The 19,116-nt window shown below is 37.6% G+C and carries 15 protein-coding genes; 7 read left to right on the forward strand and 8 right to left on the reverse strand.

Going from position 1 to position 19,116, the window contains the following annotated elements; genetic code table 11:
* Positions 1-5: 5 nt before the first annotated feature.
* The 7 genes from CH362_RS09875 to ispH all read right to left on the reverse strand — a co-directional run bounded on the left by CH362_RS09875 (position 6) and on the right by ispH (position 10,235).
* The gene (locus CH362_RS09875; RefSeq protein ID WP_244280539.1) at positions 6-2,882 is read right to left on the reverse strand and encodes a methyl-accepting chemotaxis protein; all 2,877 of its coding nucleotides are present in this window, start codon (positions 2,880-2,882) and stop codon (positions 6-8) included.
* A 51-nt stretch (positions 2,883-2,933) separates the two neighbouring features.
* Positions 2,934-5,045 (reverse strand): chemotaxis protein CheA, encoded by a 2,112-nt coding sequence (locus CH362_RS09880; RefSeq protein WP_100710174.1) that lies wholly within the window; start codon positions 5,043-5,045, stop codon positions 2,934-2,936.
* Positions 5,045-5,428, reverse strand: a complete 384-nt coding sequence (locus CH362_RS09885) for an STAS domain-containing protein (RefSeq protein WP_100710175.1) — start codon at positions 5,426-5,428, stop codon at positions 5,045-5,047. Before CH362_RS09885 ends, CH362_RS09880 begins: the two co-directional genes overlap by 1 nt.
* 12 nt (positions 5,429-5,440) lie before the next feature.
* Positions 5,441-5,803, reverse strand: a complete 363-nt coding sequence (locus CH362_RS09890; protein ID WP_100710176.1) for a response regulator — start codon at positions 5,801-5,803, stop codon at positions 5,441-5,443.
* Between the two features lie 19 nt (positions 5,804-5,822).
* The gene (locus CH362_RS09895) at positions 5,823-7,094 is read right to left on the reverse strand and encodes an ATP-binding response regulator (protein WP_100710177.1); all 1,272 of its coding nucleotides are present in this window, start codon (positions 7,092-7,094) and stop codon (positions 5,823-5,825) included.
* Positions 7,087-9,165 (reverse strand): PAS domain-containing sensor histidine kinase, encoded by a 2,079-nt coding sequence (locus tag CH362_RS09900; protein WP_100710178.1) that lies wholly within the window; start codon positions 9,163-9,165, stop codon positions 7,087-7,089. The genes CH362_RS09895 and CH362_RS09900 overlap by 8 nt, the downstream gene beginning before the upstream one ends.
* Positions 9,166-9,296: 131 nt before the next feature.
* Positions 9,297-10,235: a 4-hydroxy-3-methylbut-2-enyl diphosphate reductase gene (gene ispH / locus CH362_RS09905; RefSeq protein WP_100710179.1), complete on the reverse strand. Its 939-nt coding sequence runs from the start codon at positions 10,233-10,235 to the stop codon at positions 9,297-9,299.
* A 244-nt stretch (positions 10,236-10,479) separates the two neighbouring features.
* On the opposite strand from ispH, the gene CH362_RS09910 reads away from it, so the two are divergent.
* Positions 10,480-11,328 carry a flagellin N-terminal helical domain-containing protein gene (locus tag CH362_RS09910; RefSeq protein WP_010515586.1) on the forward strand — a complete coding sequence of 283 codons (849 nt, stop codon included), beginning with the start codon at positions 10,480-10,482 and terminating at the stop codon, positions 11,326-11,328.
* A gap of 347 nt (positions 11,329-11,675) precedes the next feature.
* Positions 11,676-13,307 carry an ArnT family glycosyltransferase gene (locus CH362_RS09915; protein WP_100710180.1) on the forward strand — a complete coding sequence of 544 codons (1,632 nt, stop codon included), beginning with the start codon at positions 11,676-11,678 and terminating at the stop codon, positions 13,305-13,307.
* Between the two features lie 70 nt (positions 13,308-13,377).
* Here CH362_RS09915 and CH362_RS09920 read toward each other — a convergent pair whose 3' ends face one another.
* Entirely contained in the window at positions 13,378-14,409 is a 1,032-nt protein-coding gene (locus CH362_RS09920) for a glycosyltransferase family 2 protein (protein ID WP_244280540.1), read from the reverse strand.
* Between the two features lie 174 nt (positions 14,410-14,583).
* Between CH362_RS09920 and CH362_RS09925 the strand changes: the two genes are divergently transcribed.
* The 5 genes from CH362_RS09925 (at position 14,584) to CH362_RS09945 (ending at position 19,104) form a co-directional block, all read left to right on the forward strand.
* The gene (locus CH362_RS09925; protein ID WP_100710181.1) at positions 14,584-15,669 is read left to right on the forward strand and encodes a PHP domain-containing protein; all 1,086 of its coding nucleotides are present in this window, start codon (positions 14,584-14,586) and stop codon (positions 15,667-15,669) included.
* 75 nt (positions 15,670-15,744) lie between these two features.
* Positions 15,745-16,164: a hypothetical protein gene (locus CH362_RS09930; protein ID WP_100710182.1), complete on the forward strand. Its 420-nt coding sequence runs from the start codon at positions 15,745-15,747 to the stop codon at positions 16,162-16,164.
* Positions 16,165-16,198: 34 nt separating this feature from the next.
* Positions 16,199-17,569, forward strand: coding sequence for a TolC family protein (locus CH362_RS09935; RefSeq protein ID WP_100710183.1), 1,371 nt, complete (start codon positions 16,199-16,201; stop codon positions 17,567-17,569).
* A 10-nt stretch (positions 17,570-17,579) separates the two neighbouring features.
* Entirely contained in the window at positions 17,580-18,029 is a 450-nt protein-coding gene (locus tag CH362_RS09940) for an LIC13259/LIC11441 family protein (protein WP_100710184.1), read from the forward strand.
* Complete coding sequence (locus tag CH362_RS09945; RefSeq protein WP_100710185.1) at positions 18,016-19,104, forward strand: heavy metal-binding domain-containing protein; 1,089 nt, start codon at positions 18,016-18,018, stop codon at positions 19,102-19,104. Before CH362_RS09940 ends, CH362_RS09945 begins: the two co-directional genes overlap by 14 nt.
* Positions 19,105-19,116: the final 12 nt, after the last annotated feature.

Here is a 19,116-nt window from a genome sequence, read left to right on the forward strand (position 1 = left end):
AGACCTCAGTATTTTTCAAACTTAGGTTTATCATGAACACTTACAGTTCTCACTGACGCTAAACTTTTAGATCCATTACCCGAACTTTCTCTTCCCTGAGATTCTTTGCTCAATCTGAAGAATAGTACGGATTCTCTTAAAGATTCTGCTTGGCTATTCATCTCTTCTGCAATCGCTGCTAATTCTTCAGAAGCAGAAGCATTTTGCTGAGAAACCTGATCCAACTGTCCCATTGCCTTATTGATCTCTACTACTCCGGAAGCCTGTTCTTCGCTGGAAGCTGTGATCTCTTGTACCAAATCTGCAGTTTTTCTAATATTCGGGACAATCTCATTGATTAGTTTTCCTGCTTTTTCTGCGATTGCCACGGAAGACACAGCAAGACCAGAGATCTCATTTGCAGATTTTTGGCTTCTTTCTGCTAACTTTCTAACCTCAGAAGCTACTACTGCGAATCCTCTTCCATGTTCTCCAGCTCTTGCTGCTTCAATCGCTGCGTTCAGAGCGAGTAGGTTGGTTTGGTAAGCAATATCCTCAATAATCGAAATCTTTTCCGCAATCTGTTTCATCGCAGTCACTGTTTCTGTTACTGATTTACCTCCATCTTCTGCATCCTTAGAAGATTGGCTTGCGATCTGTTCAGTCTGTTTTGAATTACTAGCATTTTGATCAATAGAAGCAGTCATCTCTTCTAATGAAGAAGTAGTTTGTTCTACAGAGGCGGCTTGTTCGGATGCACCTTGGCTAAGTGAATTTGCAGTAGAGGAAACTTCTCCAGCGGAGCCTACAAGACTTCCTGCTTTCATAACGATATCACCCATGATCTCGTTCAGTTTATCTACTGTAGTATTTCCATATTCTTTCAATTTTCCGAATGTTCCGAAATATTCGTTCTCAATTTTAGAAGTTAGATCTCCATTCGCCAATCTTTCCAAAGCATCTACTACTTCAGTTAGCCCAGTTTCGCTGACCTGTAAGAATGAATTGATACCTTCTCCTAAACTTCTAAAGAAGCCTTCTTTTCCTTCTAATCGGACTCTAGTTCTGAAATCTCCTTTTGCTGCTGCGCCTACGATCTCCTCGATCTCTTTTTGGACTGCAAGTTCAGCTGTAACATCGGACCATTCTACAACAGCTCCGAGTCTCTGGCCTTCAGCGCTTAAGATAGGATTCGCGATCAGGTTAAATGTCCTTCCGCTAATCACGATAGAAGACTCATACGTTGTGCTCAAATTGCCGACTAAATTCCTTTGGTGAGCAGGGTTCTTATGGAAGGTATCAATATTTGTTCCAAGCAAACTTTGCAAATTGAAAGAAGCTAATTGTTTTCTAATATCTCCTTCGCTGTTCTGGAACATCTTATATACTGCTTTATTCATATACTTGATGTTAAAATCATTATCAGCTATCATCACATTGGTAGAAGTGTTGTCTAATGCTACTTTAATACGAGTAAGCTCGTCATTCTCTAGTTTACGAGCTTCTGCGACTTTCTTCTGTTCAGTTACATCTGACCATTCTACAACCGCACCCAATCTATCTCCATTATCAGTGAGAATTGGGTTAGCGATCAGGTCGAATGTTCTTCCTCCAATTTCTATACTGGATTTGAAAGTGTTAGCAAATGAACCCAGTATTCCTCTTTGGTGAGCTGGGTTTTTATGATAAGAGTCTATATTAGAACCTAACAATTTGTTTAAATGAAAATTGGTAAGTTGTTTTCTAATATCGGATTCACCTATCTCAAACATCTTCACGATCGCCTTGTTCATATATTTAATGTTCAAATGAGTATCAGCGATCATGATGTTAGTGCTGGTATTATCCAAAGCAACTTTAATGCGGGTAAGTTCCTCGTTCTCTAGTTTACGAGCCTCTAACAGTTTCTTTTGTTCGGTTACGTCTGCCCATTCTACGACAGCTCCGAGTCTTTCTCCTGATTCAGTTAGAATTGGATTTGCAATCAGATCAAAACTTCTGCCACCGATATCAATACTGGAACGGAACGTTTGGTTTAGTTCCTTTAAGATACCTCTTTGATGAGCGGGGTTTTTATGATAGCTATCAATAATCGAACCCATCAAAGACTCCACCCGGAATTGGCTGAGTTGTTTTTTGATATCTTCTTCTGCATTTCCAAACATCTTTCTGATGGACTTGTTCATGTATGTGACCTTTAAGTTTTGGTCCGCCATCATTATATTTGTAGTGACATTGTCTAAAGCAGTCTTGATTCGAATGAATTCTTCAGAATCAGACTTTCCTGTACTAACAATATTTCCGGAAGAGAAAGGTTTTAAGTAAATCACCAATGCAGGTAAAAGAAGAGTCCCGAAAATCGCGAAAAGAAAATGATAATAGAGCGGGCCTTCTTTCTGGACAGGAATAGAAATAGAAGACCTTGTTTTTTCCCAATCGGATTTCAATTTTTCTAATTTAGGTAATGAATTTTCAGAAACCTGATTTAAAAAATTCTCTCTCGTATCCTTGGCTTGGATGCCTAAAATACCTTTTGCAGCCAGAATACTTTCCTCAAGTGAATCAAAATCCTTTAGGAATTGTTGTAAATCTTCTGGGTTTTTTAAACCGATAGAAAATTCTTTCAGGTCTGATACAATCGAACTTCGGGTGGTCTTCAGATTTTCCAATTTAGAGGAAAGGGATTCCTTACTTTGGCCAGGCAGAAATAAAGAATACAAACCAGATTCGTAATCTTTTAGTTCTGAATGTATCGTTTCGGAAGAAACCGAAATTTTACCTGAGGATCCGCTTTCGAACCCATGATCGTACAAATAACTCCAACCGGTTGATCCAAATGTAAGAACAATTCCCAACAGCAAAGACCAAACAATTACACTTAATTTTAATTTACCCTGTCCCATACGATTTACCTATATTATAAATTAATTATTTCCATTATTATCAAAATTAGCTTAACGAGCGAATGTTCTATCTCTCAAATTAGTTCTTTGGATTTTTAAAAGAGAATGAAGACCCGGAACGTCTAGGATGAACGCGATCTTTCCTGTTCCTAAAACTGAGGTCCCGCTAATACATTGGATCCCTTTGAAAATTTCATTCAAAGGTTTGATTACAGATTGGATTTCTCCTAGTAGGTCATTGACTAGGATCCCGAAATTTCTACCGTCATGTTCTAGAACTAGTACGTTCTTCCTTCCTTCATCAGGATCAGGGAGTCCGAGAAATCTTCCTAGATGTAAAATCGGGAGAACTTCTCCTCTTAAGTTGATAGAACCTGCGATTTCTTCGGGTAGAAGTTGGAGTTCCGACTCCATTGTCTCTCTTACCCAGTCCATAGGCACTACGAAGTAAGAATCGCAGGCTCTGACTAAAAATCCATCTATGATAGCAAGTGTAAGAGGGAGTCGAATTGAGAATACAGAACCTTTTCCAAATTCTGATTGTACATTCACAGATCCTCGCAGGGATTCTATATTTCTAAGTACAACATCCATTCCAACACCTCTGCCTGATAAACTTGTAACCGACTCAGCAGTGGAAAATCCTGGTTGGAAAATTAGATTAAAAATTTCTTGTTCGTTTAATACTTGGGCAGGATCGATAAGACCTTTTTCGATTGCCTTTTGTCTGATCCTTTCATGATTGATCCCTTTACCATCATCTGAGATCTCTATGGAAATACTTCCGGTGGAATGAGAGGCTTGGATCTTTAATTTTCCTCTTTGGGATTTTCCAAGATTAGCTCTTTCCTGACTGGGTTCTATTCCATGATCTAAAGCGTTTCTTAATATATGAACGATAGGATCGTTTATCTTTTCGATGACTGAACGGTCTAATTCCGTTTCTCCGCCTAAAATTTCAAAATCCACTTCCTTTCCAAGTTCCAAGGAAATGTCTCTCACAGTTCTTCTATATTTTTCGAAAAGTTCTCCGATAGGCACCATTCGAAGTGCCATGGCTGTCTCTCGAATTTCTCCTACGAGTCTCGATAATATTTCTGCAGATTCGTTTAGATCAGAATCCTCTTTATCCACAAGTAATCGACCTAAGCTTGCTTCGGAGATGATTAACTCTCCTACAAGATTGACCAATTGATCTACTTTTGCGGAGTCTATACGTATAAGTTTCGGAACGGTTTGATTCGTTTGTGTTTTTTCTCCTTCAGACTTTTTGGAAGAACTTTGTTCTTTAGAAATTTCTGAAGAATGTGTTGGAACGGGCGACTGAAATTGGAGGCCTTGTAATTCCAGAGCCTTGAAATATTCTTCTTTTTCACAAGGTATCTCGTTTGATATCGTATGAAATATTTCTTCCGAAGAATTTGGAGGAACAACTCTTAAAAATGAAGAATCTTTTACGAATGAAAAAACAGCTTCCAGATCCTTCTTCTCTGATGATGTCTTAAGTTGGACCTCGTAACCTAAATAACAATTTTCTGAATCCCAGTTATTCCAATCTGGCAGTTTTGTTTTATAAACGTATAAGTATTGAATTTCTCCAATAGTTCTAAGATATTTTAAAAATGAGAATGGATCCATTCCATCCTTAAATATATTTTCCCCAGGGAAGAATGTAATTTGCCAATGAGAGTTAACTGATCCTTGTTTTTCGGGTTTACTCTTACTTGTATCAGGATCAGTTACAGAAGTTCTAATTTCCTTTTTTTCAGAAGTTTTGCCTGTAAATGTTTGGGCCTCTTTTATGATTTTTACCTGTTCTGCCTCTAATCCAGGTGGTAAATCTTTGCCCGGAATTGGATCTTCTACAATCTTCTTTAAATGGTCTATCGCTCTTAATAAAAAATCTATTTTAGAAGGATCTAATTCCGTTTTTCCGGATCTAGCGAGATCGAGTAGGGTTTCCAGTTCATGAGAACATTCTTCTATAGATTCATATCCGAACATTCCTGCGGTTCCTTTTACAGTATGGACGGATCGGAACATTGAATGGATTGCTTCCTCATCGAACTCTCCGTTTTCCATGCGCAAAAGATGTAATTCTGCTCCGGACAATAGTTCCAGAGATTCCTGTATAAATGCTTCCTTAATTTCCGAGAGATCCATTACACCTTCTCCAATCCGTATGAAAATTTGAAGGAAGAAGAATCTTTTTTAGAGATACGGATACGGTCTTGAAAAAATCCGATCAAGCCGTAAAGATCATAAAATTCTAATAAACAATTTGGATGATTTAAAATTGCAAGATCCCAAGATTTAAATAGGGAATCTTTTTTAAGCAAAATTAATGACTGAATAAAACTAGAATCTACCTTTTCTAAAGCAGATGTATCAATCTCTATCCGAGTAGGATTCCTTTCTAAAAGAGATTGGAGCTTTGATTTCCAATCAGAGGCATAATATATAGAAGCTTCTCCAGAAAGATCTAAACGAAAGATCGGTCTAGAATTCTTTTGACCTAGTTCTGATACTTTAATTTCCAATGACATAAAGTTTCCTGATTATACGAGTAAAACCTGGATCGTTTTTAAAAGTTCTTCAGGAGAAAAAGGCTTGGTAAGCCACGCTTTGGCTCCTGCTTTTAAACCTTCGGTTTTGAGATCATCTTGGGATTCAGTGGTTAACATGATGATTGGAACAAATTTATGGTTTGAATCTTCTTTGATCGCCTTTACGAAAGAAATACCATTCATGTTTGGCATATTCATGTCGCTTACCACCAGATCCACTTTCCCTTCTTTTAATTTCTCCAAACCTTGTAGTCCGTCTTCTGCCTCGATTACGGAAAAGGAAGCCTGGGAAAGATGGAGGGTAAGTATCTTTCTGAATACGGCTGAATCATCTACGATTAAGATTTTTTTCATATTCTCCTTCTTTTCATTCTCACTGAATGGGTAATAATAATTCGCTCATGACACAAAGACGCACCTGTTCTCCAGTGTGGTCCTTTGCATTATGAATAAAGAATAAACCGTTATGTTTTCTGAGGATTTGGTCTACTGCGGTAAGTCCCAAACCAAGACCGAATCTTTCTAAATGAGATACACTTTCTACAGGCGGATGAATACGGAAGAATGGTTGTAAAACAAGGTTTTCATGTTTTTCGTCCACACCTCCGTAAGGTTTTTCATCTACTATATTTTTTACTACAATGCAGAAATAACCTTGGTTGATACTAGTGAAAACTTCTAAAGAGGTTTTGGGTGCGCAGTACTTATACGCATTTAAGATCACTTCTTCCAGAGCGAGAAGGATTAGATCGGCTTCAATATCCAGATCCACTTCCTTTTTCAAAACGGGCAAAGCAAGTCTAAGAGATTTTTTTTCAAGATAAGGTATAATGAACTCGCTGGAATGTTTAATCTTCTCAACAAGTTCGGATGATTTGATCTTCTGTTTCTCCAGATTTCGATTAATAATCTCTAATAGTTGGGTAAGACCTTTGAGTAGATTTTTAGTGATTTCCTGGTTTTCTATTACCAGGTTCATCATACTTTTATTAATTAAATAATTATCTCCATCTTCCTTCATTTCTACTTTGATCATATCCAAAAGACTGATGATAGCACCAATCCCTGATCCTTGAGAAAGGGAAGTCTGCAATGAATGTATGGAGGATTTTTCCCAGGACTCATCTCCTGCCTTTCTTCTGGTTTCTTTATAAGTCAGCCATTCCAGCTGGTTTCTGAGTTTAAGACTTTCTGCTTCTAGGATAGCGGTCTCGCTAGCCTTTAAAAAACGATAATCTACAGCCTTGCTTAATGCTTTCTGGAATTGATCAGGAAGAATTGGTTTGATTATATAATCGAATACACCTAGTTTCATTACCTCGATCACAGTATCAGTGGAGTCGAGTGCGGTTTGAACAAGTACGGTTGCATCTGGTTGGAATTCCTTCAATCTTTGAATGAAAGTAGGGCCATCCATCACAGGCATCATAAGATCTACTATATAAAAGGAATATTTATTGGCCTTTGCCATCTCCAATGCTTCTTCTCCATTGGAAGCAGACTGGTATTGTATACCAAACTCATCACAAAGAGCTTCGAGCATTAAAGTATTTTCTAACTTGTCCTCGACTATGAGTATAGGATCTCGGACTACACTTTTTCTCTCCTGTTTATTTTTGATCACTGAACTCGTAGAGTTAGTCATGGATTTGGTCCGCCAATTCTTCTAATACTAATTTTAGTTCGTCCAAGGAGATTGGTTGAGAAAGAACAAAGTCAAAATTCTCCTTAGAATATTTTTTTTCAAAATCTTGGGTTTCTTCCGGAAGAATAAGTATTGTTTTCCAAATTTCAGATATTCCTTCCTTTAAAGGGGAATTAGAATCTTGGAATAGAACGATTTTCTTATCCTTTTTTAGTTCCTTGAATAATAATGGTTGGTTTTGTTTTTTAAAAAAATGAGTGAGAAGTTCTGCATTTTTCTCGTTGGATAACTCTAACTGAATAAAGCAGAAATTTTTTAATTTATCAGGATAAGTTCCTGCAAAGTTCTTCCTAGGCTTAAATTGTTTAGGAGTTTGTTCCAATATAGGAAGATTCAGATAAAAAGTAGTGCCAATCCCTTGTTGGCTTTTGACCTGGATATATCCTCCATGAGCCTCTACTAATTTTTGAACGATAGAAAGCCCTAGACCTGTTCCTTCCGTGTCCCGGGATCTTGAATTTCTTACCTGATAGAATGCATCGAAGATTTTTTTCTGCTCAGAATCAGGGATACCGATCCCAGTGTCTGTGATCTCAATCAGCCAATCCTTTGTTTCTCTTTTTATAGAAAGATAAATAGAACCTTGTTCTGCGGTGAATTTTACAGCGTTTCCAACTAAATTCAAAAAGATCTGACGGATTCGTTTGGGGTCTCCCCAGATCATGGATATAAGTTCTTCAGGATCATCCCAAACTAAATGGATATGTTTTCTTATAAGTTCCGGTTCTAAAAATTCTACTACTTGCTCTAACTCCTTTCTAAGATCCATTTCAGAAAAATAGAAGGAAGACTTTCCTGCATTCAGTTTAGAAAGTTCAAGAATATCATTAATTAAACCTAATAGATGTAACCCCGATTTATGGATCAGATCTATATATCTTTTGTCGTTAGAAGTTTCGTCTTCTATTTTGATTAATTTGGAAAGCCCAATGATAGCATTCAAAGGAGTGCGAAGTTCATGACTCATATTGGCGAGAAAATCACTTTTAGCAGTGCTCGCTGCCTCTGCCTTTTCCTTTTGGACAGAAAGTTCCTTGGTCCTTTTAACTACTGTTTCTTCTAGGTTTTCTTTATGGATCTTTAGCTCTTCTAATATGGACATTCTTTCCAGATAAAAGCCGATTAGATCAACAAATGTGCGGAAAGTAAATTGTTCCTCTGGACCTGATTCACGTCCAAAAAATTCCATTCCTAAAAATCCGAACCAATCTCCTGACATTCGGATTGGAAATAAAAAAAATGTATCTGTTCTTCTTCCTTGGTAAAATGACTTTTCGGAATCCAGAAGATCCGAGGAGTGAAATTCAATGATATCATTTCTAAGTAGGTAGGGTTTCCACCTGGCAAATTTAGTAGAGAGTGAAATTTCCGGATGAGTTTCCGCAAGAGTTGCACTCGAGTAGGGACTTTTTATCTCTGCTTGTAATGCGAGTACATCTGGGTTTGCAGTTTTTTTATATAGATAGATCCTTTCTGCTTCTACCAATACCAAAAAATGTTCGATGGCTCTTTCTATAGTAAAACTTTCGTGGGTTGTATTTAATAAGATCTGGGAAGCCGCAGTAAGGCCCATTTCTGATCTAAGTCTTTTTGCGGTTAATTCTTCTCGGATAATCTTTTCGCTAACATCTCTTTGAATAGATAATAAATTCGTAATATTTCCATCTTGGTCTTTAACTGGAGAGACTTTCCACTCAGAATGATATTTGGTTCCGTCTTTTTTATAATTGATTGTGGAAGAAGAGTAGGAATCTCCACGCAATAGGCAATTTTTAAGATTTTGTAATATTCTTCTGTCGGTTTCTTTCCCGAATAAAATTTTAGGAGAGCCTCCGATTAACTCTTCTGAACTGTATCCGGTTAGCTCACAGAATGCTGGATTTACGAAAACAATAGAAGGTCCGTTCTCGTTTAGAACTGCGTCTGTAACAAGAATTGCGTCTGAAGTTTGGGAAACGATAATTTGAAAAAGTCGTGTTTCTGTGTCGAACCGTAGATCTTCCCCGACCATATTGGCCAGAGAATTTAAGCGAAAATAAACTTAATTCAACCATTTTAGCGGAAAATTCCACAAAAATGACTCATTCGGACGTAAATTACTCAAATCTGCAAGATCTGAGACATAACTGAATGTCGAAGTGACTACATCAATAGATTTGCTGGCAACTTGAAGCTCATTGAGTCCTCCCTCGAACCGGGGAAAAGATCCATAACAGCTTTCGGGTAAAATTGTATGAGCTTAGAGATAATCTCATCCACAAGTATTTGAGGAGTAGAAGCACCTGCAGTGATCCCTAGAATTTTGATCCCAGAGTCAGCTATATAATCTTTATTTAATTCTTCGAGAGAACTAACTTTGAAAGAGGATGGTTTGGATTTTTGAGCTAATTGTAAAAGCCTAAGTGAATTTGAACTATTATCCGCTCCGATTACCATCATTGCATCTATTTCTTCCATCATGGAAGAAACTGCTTCTTGTCTTTCAGTAGTTGCGTAACAGATATCATCTTTGGCTGGATGTTCTACGCTTGGGAATAATTCCGCGATCTTCTCCACCACTAATTTAGTATCAGCTACCGACAAGGTGGTTTGCATAAGATAGGTAATTGGTTTATTTATATCTATTCTTCCGACAAGTTTCTGGACATCTTCGGGAGATTCTACAAGGAACATCTGGGCTTCTCCCATGGTTCCTATTGCTTCATCATGTCCTTGGTGGCCTATATAGATGATTTGATGAGAGTCTTTATATCTGCGTGCTTTTCTGTGAACTCGAGTGACCAGTGGGCAGGTTGCGTCTCCGATCTTCATTCCTCTTCGTTTTGCTTCTTCTACAACTTCTGGAGAAACTCCATGCGCGGAGAATACTACTGTGGATCCGTCCGGTGCTTCACCTAGTTCGTTAATGAACTTGATGCCTCTTTTTTTCATATCTTCCACGACTCTACGGTTATGGACGATTTCTTTGCGGACATAGATCTGTTCTTCCGAATTGGACTGGACCTGTTCCACATAGGAAATTGCGTATTTGACTCCGGCACAGAAACCGCGGGGATTCGCTAGATAGATTTTTTCAAGCATCTGCTTTCAGACTCTGGCGCCTCCCGAAAGAGGCAAGCATTTTCGTAGCGGAAAGCTTCGCCAATTGCCCAAAAGCGACATATACACTTAATAGTAGGAAGGGATCTTTTATCTATTTTGGGGAGAAAAAAGTATCTCTTCCTATTTCAGAATCTTCCCGATTTTCAAGGGGAAGAGGTCAAGGAAGACCTCTAGGAAAATCAAACTCTCTCTTCGGAGAGATTCGGATTCAAGGAGGAACCGAATGATTATTAACCACAATATCAGTGCCATCTTCGCTCACAGAACTTTGAAGTTCAATAGCGAAAGCATGAACAAAGACATCGAAAAGTTGTCTTCCGGTATGAGAATCAACCGTGCGGGTGATGATGCATCCGGTTTGGCAGTGTCTGAAAAAATGAGGACACAGGTCGGAGGTTTACGCAGGGCGGAACAAAACACTGAAGACGGTATGTCTTTGATCCAAACGGCAGAAGGGTATCTACAAGAAACCCATGAAGTTGTTCAAAGGATCCGCGTGCTTGCTGTGCAAGCTGCGAACGGTATTTATACCGAAGAAGACCGTCAACAAATACAAGTAGAAGTATCTCAGTTGGTCGACGAGATCGACAGGATTGCTTCTCAGGCCGAGTTCAACAAAATGAAACTCCTTACTGGAGCTTTCGCTCGTTTGAACCCGACTGCAAGTATGTGGTTCCATATGGGTGCTAACATGCACCAAAGAGAAAGAGTGTATATCGAAACGATGAACACAGCGGCTCTGGGATTAAGAAACCCGACCGTTCTGACTTTCATCTCTCTTTCTACGGCGGGAAAAGCGAACTCCGTAATTGGTCTTGCTGACGATGCTCTTAGATTAATTTCTAAACAAAGAGCAGACTTAGGAGCTTATTACAACCGTCTGGAACATGCTGCTAAGGGCTTGATGAACGCTTACGAGAATATCCAAGCGGCTGAATCAAGAATTCGTGATACTGATATGGCTGAGCAAATGACCAGCTTTACCAGATATCAAATTCTGACTCAAGCTGCTACTGCGATGCTCGCTCAGGCGAACATGAAACCTCAAACCGTGCTCCAGCTATTGAAGTAATTCAATAGCTAACCTGCCGGTTTGACTAGTTAGTATTCCGGCAGGGGAGCTGGCTTTAAGCTAATGTTGGTTCTTTCGACGGGACCACGGATTTATATTTATTATAAATCGCCGTACGACTCTGAAGCCTAACTTCTCGTAAGCGAAAGTTAGGCTTTTTTTTGTACTTTGCACTTTATCCAAAATCACATCATAAGCTCGCAAGTTCCGTTCCCATTGTGAAATTTTATTCGATTTGTAATCGAATTCGAATATTAAAGATAAGTTTTAGAATGCGAAAGGTGAGGCCTTTACATTTTTGGAAGGGAAGAAGAATAACTCATCTCTAAAAGGAAACTTTTGCATCGATGCGAAACTTACACTTACCAATTACACTCTTTGTTTATCTTTTGTTATTAATTTTTGGATTGGGAAGTTTCAGCCTAATCGATTGGGATGAGAATATTTACGGTGCAGCTTCCAAGTCAATGCTCGAGACAGGAGAATATTTTAGGATCCAAGTAAACGGACAGGCATTTAGCGAAAAACCTCCTTTTTTCTTTTGGCTCGCAAATCTATTTTATAAAGTTTTCGGCCTTTCAGAATTTTCTACCAGGCTTCCTTCCGTTTTTAGTGGTTTTTTTTCCTTTTTGATCTTAGTTCAATTTGGAGCTATTTTACATTCTAAAAAGTTTGGATATGTTTGGGCATTTCTATATTCAGCTTCTCTTTTGCCTCTTCTTCTTTCAAGAACTGCCTATATAGATCATTTATTCAATACATTCATTTTAGCATCTGTTCTTTCTTTGTATTTATATGAAACAAAGGAGAAGGAGGACTTTAAGTCTAGGGCGATCTGGATCTTATCTGCAGGATTCTTTGGCGGGATTGCAGTTTTGACAAAAGGTCCGCTAGGTTTAGCAATTCCACTTTTTATATTTGGCGCAAACCGATTATTAGATAAAAATTTTAAGATCCGGATTTTTGATTTTATCTTATTTGGAATCGTTTCTATAGTAGTATTAAGTTTTTATTATCTCACAAATTTTCTTTTATATGGAAATGAGTTTATAGTCCAATTTTTCGATTTCCAGAAGAAACTTTTGACCAAGTCTTTAGAATCTCATACAGGTCCTTGGTTTTACCATTTTATAGTAATGTTTATTGGATTTTTTCCTTGGACTGTACTTTTGTTTCCAAGCGCTAAGAATTGGAGAATTTTTACCGACCCTAAGATTTCTAGGATTTCCCGGTATTTTTTAATTTGGTTGGGGATAGTTCTAGTTATCTTTTCGATCGTACAGACCAAACTCCCTCATTATTCTTCTTCTATCTATTTTCCTTTATCCTTCTTTGTATCATACTTGATCTTAGAAAAACCAGAGATCTTAAAATCGAATATATTCTCATTTTCCTTTTTAGGATTAGGTTTAGTTGTAGGTTTAATTTTTATATTTCTACCTCAGATCTCAGAATATTCCAGTTCTTCAATGGGAGTCAGAAAGGAATTATTACCGTCTTTCGATTTCTGGGACTCTTCTTCCGGATTGGTCCTATTTTTAGGCATTCTAATCGGATTTGTGGGATTACAATTATTCAGGAAAGGAAAGGCAGAAGGAAAAGATTTTTTTCTGGCTTCCACTTGGATTTCGATGTTGATCTTTGTGGGAGTTCTATCGTTTACAATCACTCCTAAGATCATTTCCTTTTTGCAAGATGGAAATTTGCGACTTTATGATAAAGCGGAGAAGTCTGGGAATCCAATTGTATATTATAAATATCTTTCCTTCTATCCGATGTTCTATAGAGAAAAGAAAATCCATATGATGGGAAGTTATAAATTCAAAGACGAAACATTTCTTTTAGATTCTAAGGAGAAACTTTCAATTATCTGCAATCGAAACAGCGTGCTTGAGTTGGTATTAACTTATCCACAAAGAAGTTTTCAGGAAGTTTCTGCTGAAAGCGGGGTTGTACTTTTGGATTCTTCTCCGAAGTAACGGAATTCAGAATCTACATTCCGCACTTTGGAGCGCAAGATTTGATTTGCGAAATTCTTATTTTTATGATTTAGAGCTGTAAGGTTTCGCCCACGGGCCTCTCCCCACCACCCAAGCTCAGGGTGGGGGCGGCTTTCGAAATATTGCGGAACGGAGCTTCCATTCCAAATCGAATCAGCCTTAATTCAAAATTTGTTCTCTGGATTTTGGAAACTGTATGCAAAACGAGTCCGATTGCAATCTGTATCCAAGAAAATAACATGAGTCCTGTAGCAAGCACTGCCAAAGGAACATGATACACATATCTATATTCTATATAATCTATAACTGGGGGAGTTCCAGCGACCAAGGACAAGATCCCGGAAACCATAGAAAAAAATCCGAAAAAGTGCATTGGCTTATAATCCTTAAAGATCCATAATATATTTTTCACCACCTTATATCCATCTTTGATGGTATTTAGTTTAGAGAGACTTCCAGCCGGTCTGTCTTTATATGGAACTGAGACCTCTTCCAATCTGAACCTTTTGTCTAATGCATGCAAGGTCATTTCGATCTCTATTTCAAAACCAGACGATAGGATCGGATAATTTTTTACGAATCTTCGTGAGAATACTCTATAACCGCTCATTGGGTCTTTGAGTCTTGTTCCGAATAAAAAGTTAATTAATGTAAGAACAAGTTTGTTCCCAGTAGAATGAAACCTTCTTTTATTCTCTCTTCCGTAATCTCCCTCACTAAGGCGATCTCCTACTATCATATCCAAATCTTTTTCCTTCAAGGTTTGGATCATAGAATGAATCTTAGAAGCGGGGTAGGTCAGATCCGCATCGCACATGATATAAATTTCTGCATCAATCTTTGTAAAAGCAGCTCTTACTGCATTTGCCTTTCCCTGTCTAGGCTCAAAGATCACTTCTCCTTGGATTGAATGTTCTACTAAAAGATTTCTGGAAATCTCAGAGGTTCGATCCTTTGAATTATTATCTACAATTACAAAATATGCATTCGGGATCTCTTTATAAAATTCGATGATTGTTTTTTCAATAGTAAGCTCTTCGTTATATGCAGGAAGAACTAATACAAGAGGGAAGGATTTCATTCTAAAATAGAATTCCTCTAAGCATATGAGAAGAATCATCCAGAATTCGATTCTTCTCTGTTACAGATCCATGAATCCGAAACATCTCAGATTTTAAATCGTATACAAGTTGTAACATTCTAAATGTAGAATTATAGTTTTCGCTTTAAGCCTTCGTTTTGTACTAGCGATAGAATGAAAAGAAGTAGGATAATCCTATTAATTTCTATCTTTCTCGGGACATTATTACTCGGAAATCTACTAACTTGGTCGATTTTCAGAGCGGATACTTTTAGGTCCTCAGTAGATTGGGAAAAATATTCCAATCCTTATAAAAGAAATACCAAGCTCAAACTCCAAAAAGCAGGAATCCATTTACATACTAACCGCACCTGGTTCACTCCCGGCAGGAATTCGCCAGAAGAGATTGAAACAGTATATGCAGCAAATGGTTATAAAATTTTAGGCTTCACTGATTACGAAAGAGTAACCAGTCCAGATTCTCCCAAACTAGCACAGATCAGAGGATATGAATGGGGAACCAATCTTAGAAAAAGACATTTCAGTGTCTTAGGTATAGAAGATGCGAGTTACGATCTATTTCCTCTCTACGCTGATCCAGAAAATCTTCAATGGGTAATTGATAAGATCGAATCCAAAAATGGATTCGTAGTGATTAACCATCCTCTTCTGAATGATTCCTTTCCATTAAAACTTCTATCTCAATTGAAAGAATATGATGCATTAGAAGTGATGAGCCCTTTTGGTGATATTCCAAAGTTTTGGGATAAGTTATTAAGCGAGAAACATCCTTCTTTCTGTATGGCGTCCGATGACCTGCATTATCTCCCAAGAGATGAATACTTAAGAGTTAGAACTTCAGGTATTCCAAACTGGAGAGATCTAAGTTCCGAAATTTACAAACAAGAAGGAGAATCTTTAATGAGATATCTTCTTGTAAATACTGATAGTCTAGATGAAAAAGAAGTCCTCCGTTCCCTGAAAGAAGGAAATTATCTTTGTGTTCGCAAGATGGAAAGAAGTTTAGCAGAACCTAAATTAGGCTCATTAGGACTAAATTCAGATAATGAAATACATTTTGATTTCGAAGACACTCCGATAAGTGTAGACTTCATTGGTCAAAATTCTGAAATTCTATCTCACATTTCCTACCAGAATAAAGGCTCTTATAGATTGAAACCTACTGATCTGTATGTGAGAGTCCAAGTGATTTACCCAACAGCAATTATTCTGAGTAATCCATTCTTTCAGAAACCATAGATCGGGGGACTACGGCACCTTCCTCCTTTTTTTCTTGACTTTTTTAGAAATTCTATAGTCAGATAGAGAAAGGTCATGCGTTTAGCATCTAAAAAGGCAATAACTTACGTATTAGCGATCGGGTTCATTCTTCAGATTGCTTGCGTGTCCATTTATAACCTGACTGGAAATTGCCCGGTAAGCATGTCCTATCTCGAAAAGCAAAAGGAAACTTCCCAGCTTCCTCCTTGCCATAAAACCGAAAAATCGGAACAAAAAAGCGAGTCCTCTTCCAATGAATGTTGCCCCAAAGAGAACAGTTTTGTTTCTTTAGATCTATCTAAACTTTTGGATTGGGAAAAATTAGGATTAAATAAAGTCCTGATCTTTCTATTTATTTCCGAACTCAATTCTCCACAGATCGTATTAGAGAACGTCATATTGGACGATTCTTATATTCCGATTCCGTCCTCACGCTCTCTTAGCTTAAGCACTCTACAAGTTTTCCTAATTTAATCCATATTTCTTTCTTTAATTTTTAGGAGGAAATATGAACGCAAGACTTATTGTCTTAATATCAATTTATACATTATTTTCAAACGCGGCGTACGCAGAAAAAAGGAACCTGGAAGAGATCTTAGATGTTTTAGTAAAAGAACATCCTGAATCCAAGTCACTCGCTGGACTTTCCCAGGCACACAAATCCCACTCAGATGCGACTGGTATATTGCCAGATCCTAAAATAGGAGTGGCTTTCAGAAATTATCCTACTCGAGGAGGATATTCAACCTCCGATCGAGCATTGGACACACCTACAATGACAGGGGTAGAATTATCTGTGTCCCAAGAGTTTCCATTTCCTGGAAAATTGAGCACAGAAAAGAAAATCTCCAAGCTAATGCAGACTGAATCAAACTTTGCTTATATTGCAGGAGTAAATCGGATCTTAGGAGATTTTTTTAGCCGATTAAACAAATACAAATATGGCGAAAAGAAAAAAGCTATCAATGAAAGAATTTTAACTCTTCTTGGCGCTCAAAAATCCATCAGTGAAAACTCATATTCTTACGGAGAAAATACACTATCTGGAGTATTAAAAGCAACTGTTGCCAAAACAGAAGCAATTGAAAAAGAAACAGAATATAATACTCAACTGAAAGACTTGAAGTCTCAGATTGAATATTATCAGATCTCTGATAAGGTGACCTTTGCTGATCTATATTCTATAGATCTGGATTCTTTTTTAGAAAATAAAAACGAAGAATTAGAAGTATTGATTAGCGCACAAACTTCGTTGATTGAAGATTCACCTGAGTATAAGATCCAAGCAGAAGAAGAGAAACGTTTAAAGGAACAGGCAAAACTTACCAAGTATAGTCTTGCCCCCCAAACTGAAGTTTTTTTCTCCTATATGAAACGTAGATCCCAAACTTTCGCTTTGGACCAAGGCCCCTTAAATTATGGGGTGATGGATACCACTGAATATAGAGGAGATCTTTATAGTTTTGGTGTGAATATGAGAGTTCCAGTTTGGTCTGCTCTCAAATGGAATTCGATTACTGGAGAGACCGAACATCTTGCAGAAGTGGGTAAGGACTCTGTCGAAAAAACAAGAGTACAAATGCTCTCCGAACTTAATAGAAACCTAGCCTATATCAAAGGTGTTTCCAATCAGATCCGTTTGGTAGAAAAAAGGCTGATCCCTGAATTAGAAAAATCTGCCAGAGCAGGTTCCTTTCAGTATGCTTCTGGAAAAGTGAATGTACAGGATACACTTCTTGCTCAAACTGAAATTCTAAATACCAAAATACGTTTAGAAGATCTGAAAGAACGTAAAAATGAATCTATCTTAAATACTTTAAAGCTTCTGAGTTTTATCTATAAGGATAACAAAACTCCAGAGCATGATAAACATAACTGAGTATAAACCAATGAAAAAATCACATTATCTATTTTTAATTTTTATTCTAAGCGCAGGAAATCTATTTCCTCATGAAGGCAAAGAAACATTTGTCCTGAGAGAAGTTGTCAAAATCCATTCTTCTATCTTTTCAGAAAATCCTGGAAATTTAAATGTTCAAAAATTACTCCAACTCTTAAAGGAAAATGCAGATCACAAGAAAGATACTGAAAAATTCAAAGCAGCACTCCCGATTGCTGAAGAGTTAGGTAAAACTACAGATCTTTCTAAAAAGAGAGAATTATTCGAACGTTTATCCAATGAGCTGGAATCAATTGTAGGTCATCATGATAAATCCGGAGTTTCCGTTTTTTATTGCCCAATGCTTAAAAAGAAATGGTTAGCTTCTGGTAAAGAGATCAAAAATCCATACGATTCAAAAATGAAAAACTGTGGGGAGATCATACATGAAGCCAAATGATCTTTCTACTTCTTCATTTATAGGATGGACCTGCAAACTTTTAGCCATTCTTATAATTGTATCCTTGGTAGTGGACTGTTCTTCTAAGAAAGATGTCTACTATTGCCCGATGCATCCTCATTATACTTCGGATCGCCCAGGGAATTGCCCGATTTGTAATATGGATTTGGTCAAAAAGGAAGACACCTCAGAACATAAGGATCATTCGAATGCAAGTAACTCCTTGCAAGCGGCTGAATCCATATCCAATGAAGATCATTCTTCTCACTTGTCAGAAACTTCTTCCGAAAAAAATTCAAGAGAGTTAATTCTCTCTTTTGAAAAACAACAATCTATCGGGATTAAAACTGAATTAGTGAGCAAAAGAAATCTGGTTAAAAAGATCAGCGCTTATTCAAGCGTTGCCTATGATCCAGAATTGTATTCTGCATTAAGTGAATATAAAGAGGCAGTTCGTTCTTCTGAATTTCTTTCTCCTGAAATCATTCGAAATCTTCAGTTAAGACTTAGGCAATTGGGTTTAAGTCTGGACCAAATTAGAATTTGGACTTCCGGAGCAAGAGATCCATCCGAGTTGATCTTGGGAGGGAAATCGGGAAGGGCACATATCTATTCTCAGATCTATGAATCAGATTTTACTACGGTGAAGGTTGGACTTCCTATCAAATTTAAAACTGATGTTTATCCTGAGAAAGAATTTATAGGAAAGATAAAAAGTATAGATGTGATCTTGGATAAGAATAATCGCACGCTTAGATTAAGAAGTGAGGTTTCAGATCCAAGCCAACTTTTAAAACCTCAAATGTTCGGAGATACTGTGATACAGGTTTCTCTTCCAAATGTATTATCTGTTCCGACTTCCGCGATTTTAGATACTGGAAAACAAAAGATTGCCTATGTGCAAACCGCTCCTGATAAATTCCAGGCAGTTTCAGTACAAACAGGAAAGAATATAGAGCCATGGGTTGAAGTTTTATCCGGTGTCCAAGAAAACCAAAGAGTAGTGACTGAGTCTACTTTCCTGATCGATTCGGAAGCAAAGATCAGATTCGGCTCTGACTCTCATGCTCATTAAGGAAAATCGAAT

Origin of the sequence: Leptospira saintgironsiae (genome assembly GCF_002811765.1) — a bacterium.
Taxonomy (GTDB): Bacteria; Spirochaetota; Leptospiria; order Leptospirales; family Leptospiraceae; genus Leptospira_B; species Leptospira_B saintgironsiae.

What these genes read in the sequence shown, in the direction of transcription:
- CH362_RS09875 (WP_244280539.1), bottom strand. Translation starts at nt 2,882, where the DNA reads ATGGGACAGGGTAAATTAAAATTAAGTGTAATTGTTTGGTCTTTGCTG.
- CH362_RS09880 (WP_100710174.1), bottom strand. Translation starts at nt 5,045, where the DNA reads ATGGATCTCTCGGAAATTAAGGAAGCATTTATACAGGAATCTCTGGAA.
- CH362_RS09885 (WP_100710175.1), bottom strand. Translation starts at nt 5,428, where the DNA reads ATGTCATTGGAAATTAAAGTATCAGAACTAGGTCAAAAGAATTCTAGA.
- CH362_RS09890 (WP_100710176.1), bottom strand. Translation starts at nt 5,803, where the DNA reads ATGAAAAAAATCTTAATCGTAGATGATTCAGCCGTATTCAGAAAGATA.
- CH362_RS09895 (WP_100710177.1), bottom strand. Translation starts at nt 7,094, where the DNA reads ATGACTAACTCTACGAGTTCAGTGATCAAAAATAAACAGGAGAGAAAA.
- CH362_RS09900 (WP_100710178.1), bottom strand. Translation starts at nt 9,165, where the DNA reads ATGGTCGGGGAAGATCTACGGTTCGACACAGAAACACGACTTTTTCAA.
- ispH (WP_100710179.1), bottom strand. Translation starts at nt 10,235, where the DNA reads ATGCTTGAAAAAATCTATCTAGCGAATCCCCGCGGTTTCTGTGCCGGA.
- CH362_RS09910 (WP_010515586.1), top strand. Translation starts at nt 10,480, where the DNA reads ATGATTATTAACCACAATATCAGTGCCATCTTCGCTCACAGAACTTTG.
- CH362_RS09915 (WP_100710180.1), top strand. Translation starts at nt 11,676, where the DNA reads ATGCGAAACTTACACTTACCAATTACACTCTTTGTTTATCTTTTGTTA.
- CH362_RS09920 (WP_244280540.1), bottom strand. Translation starts at nt 14,409, where the DNA reads ATGAAATCCTTCCCTCTTGTATTAGTTCTTCCTGCATATAACGAAGAG.
- CH362_RS09925 (WP_100710181.1), top strand. Translation starts at nt 14,584, where the DNA reads ATGAAAAGAAGTAGGATAATCCTATTAATTTCTATCTTTCTCGGGACA.
- CH362_RS09930 (WP_100710182.1), top strand. Translation starts at nt 15,745, where the DNA reads ATGCGTTTAGCATCTAAAAAGGCAATAACTTACGTATTAGCGATCGGG.
- CH362_RS09935 (WP_100710183.1), top strand. Translation starts at nt 16,199, where the DNA reads ATGAACGCAAGACTTATTGTCTTAATATCAATTTATACATTATTTTCA.
- CH362_RS09940 (WP_100710184.1), top strand. Translation starts at nt 17,580, where the DNA reads ATGAAAAAATCACATTATCTATTTTTAATTTTTATTCTAAGCGCAGGA.
- CH362_RS09945 (WP_100710185.1), top strand. Translation starts at nt 18,016, where the DNA reads ATGAAGCCAAATGATCTTTCTACTTCTTCATTTATAGGATGGACCTGC.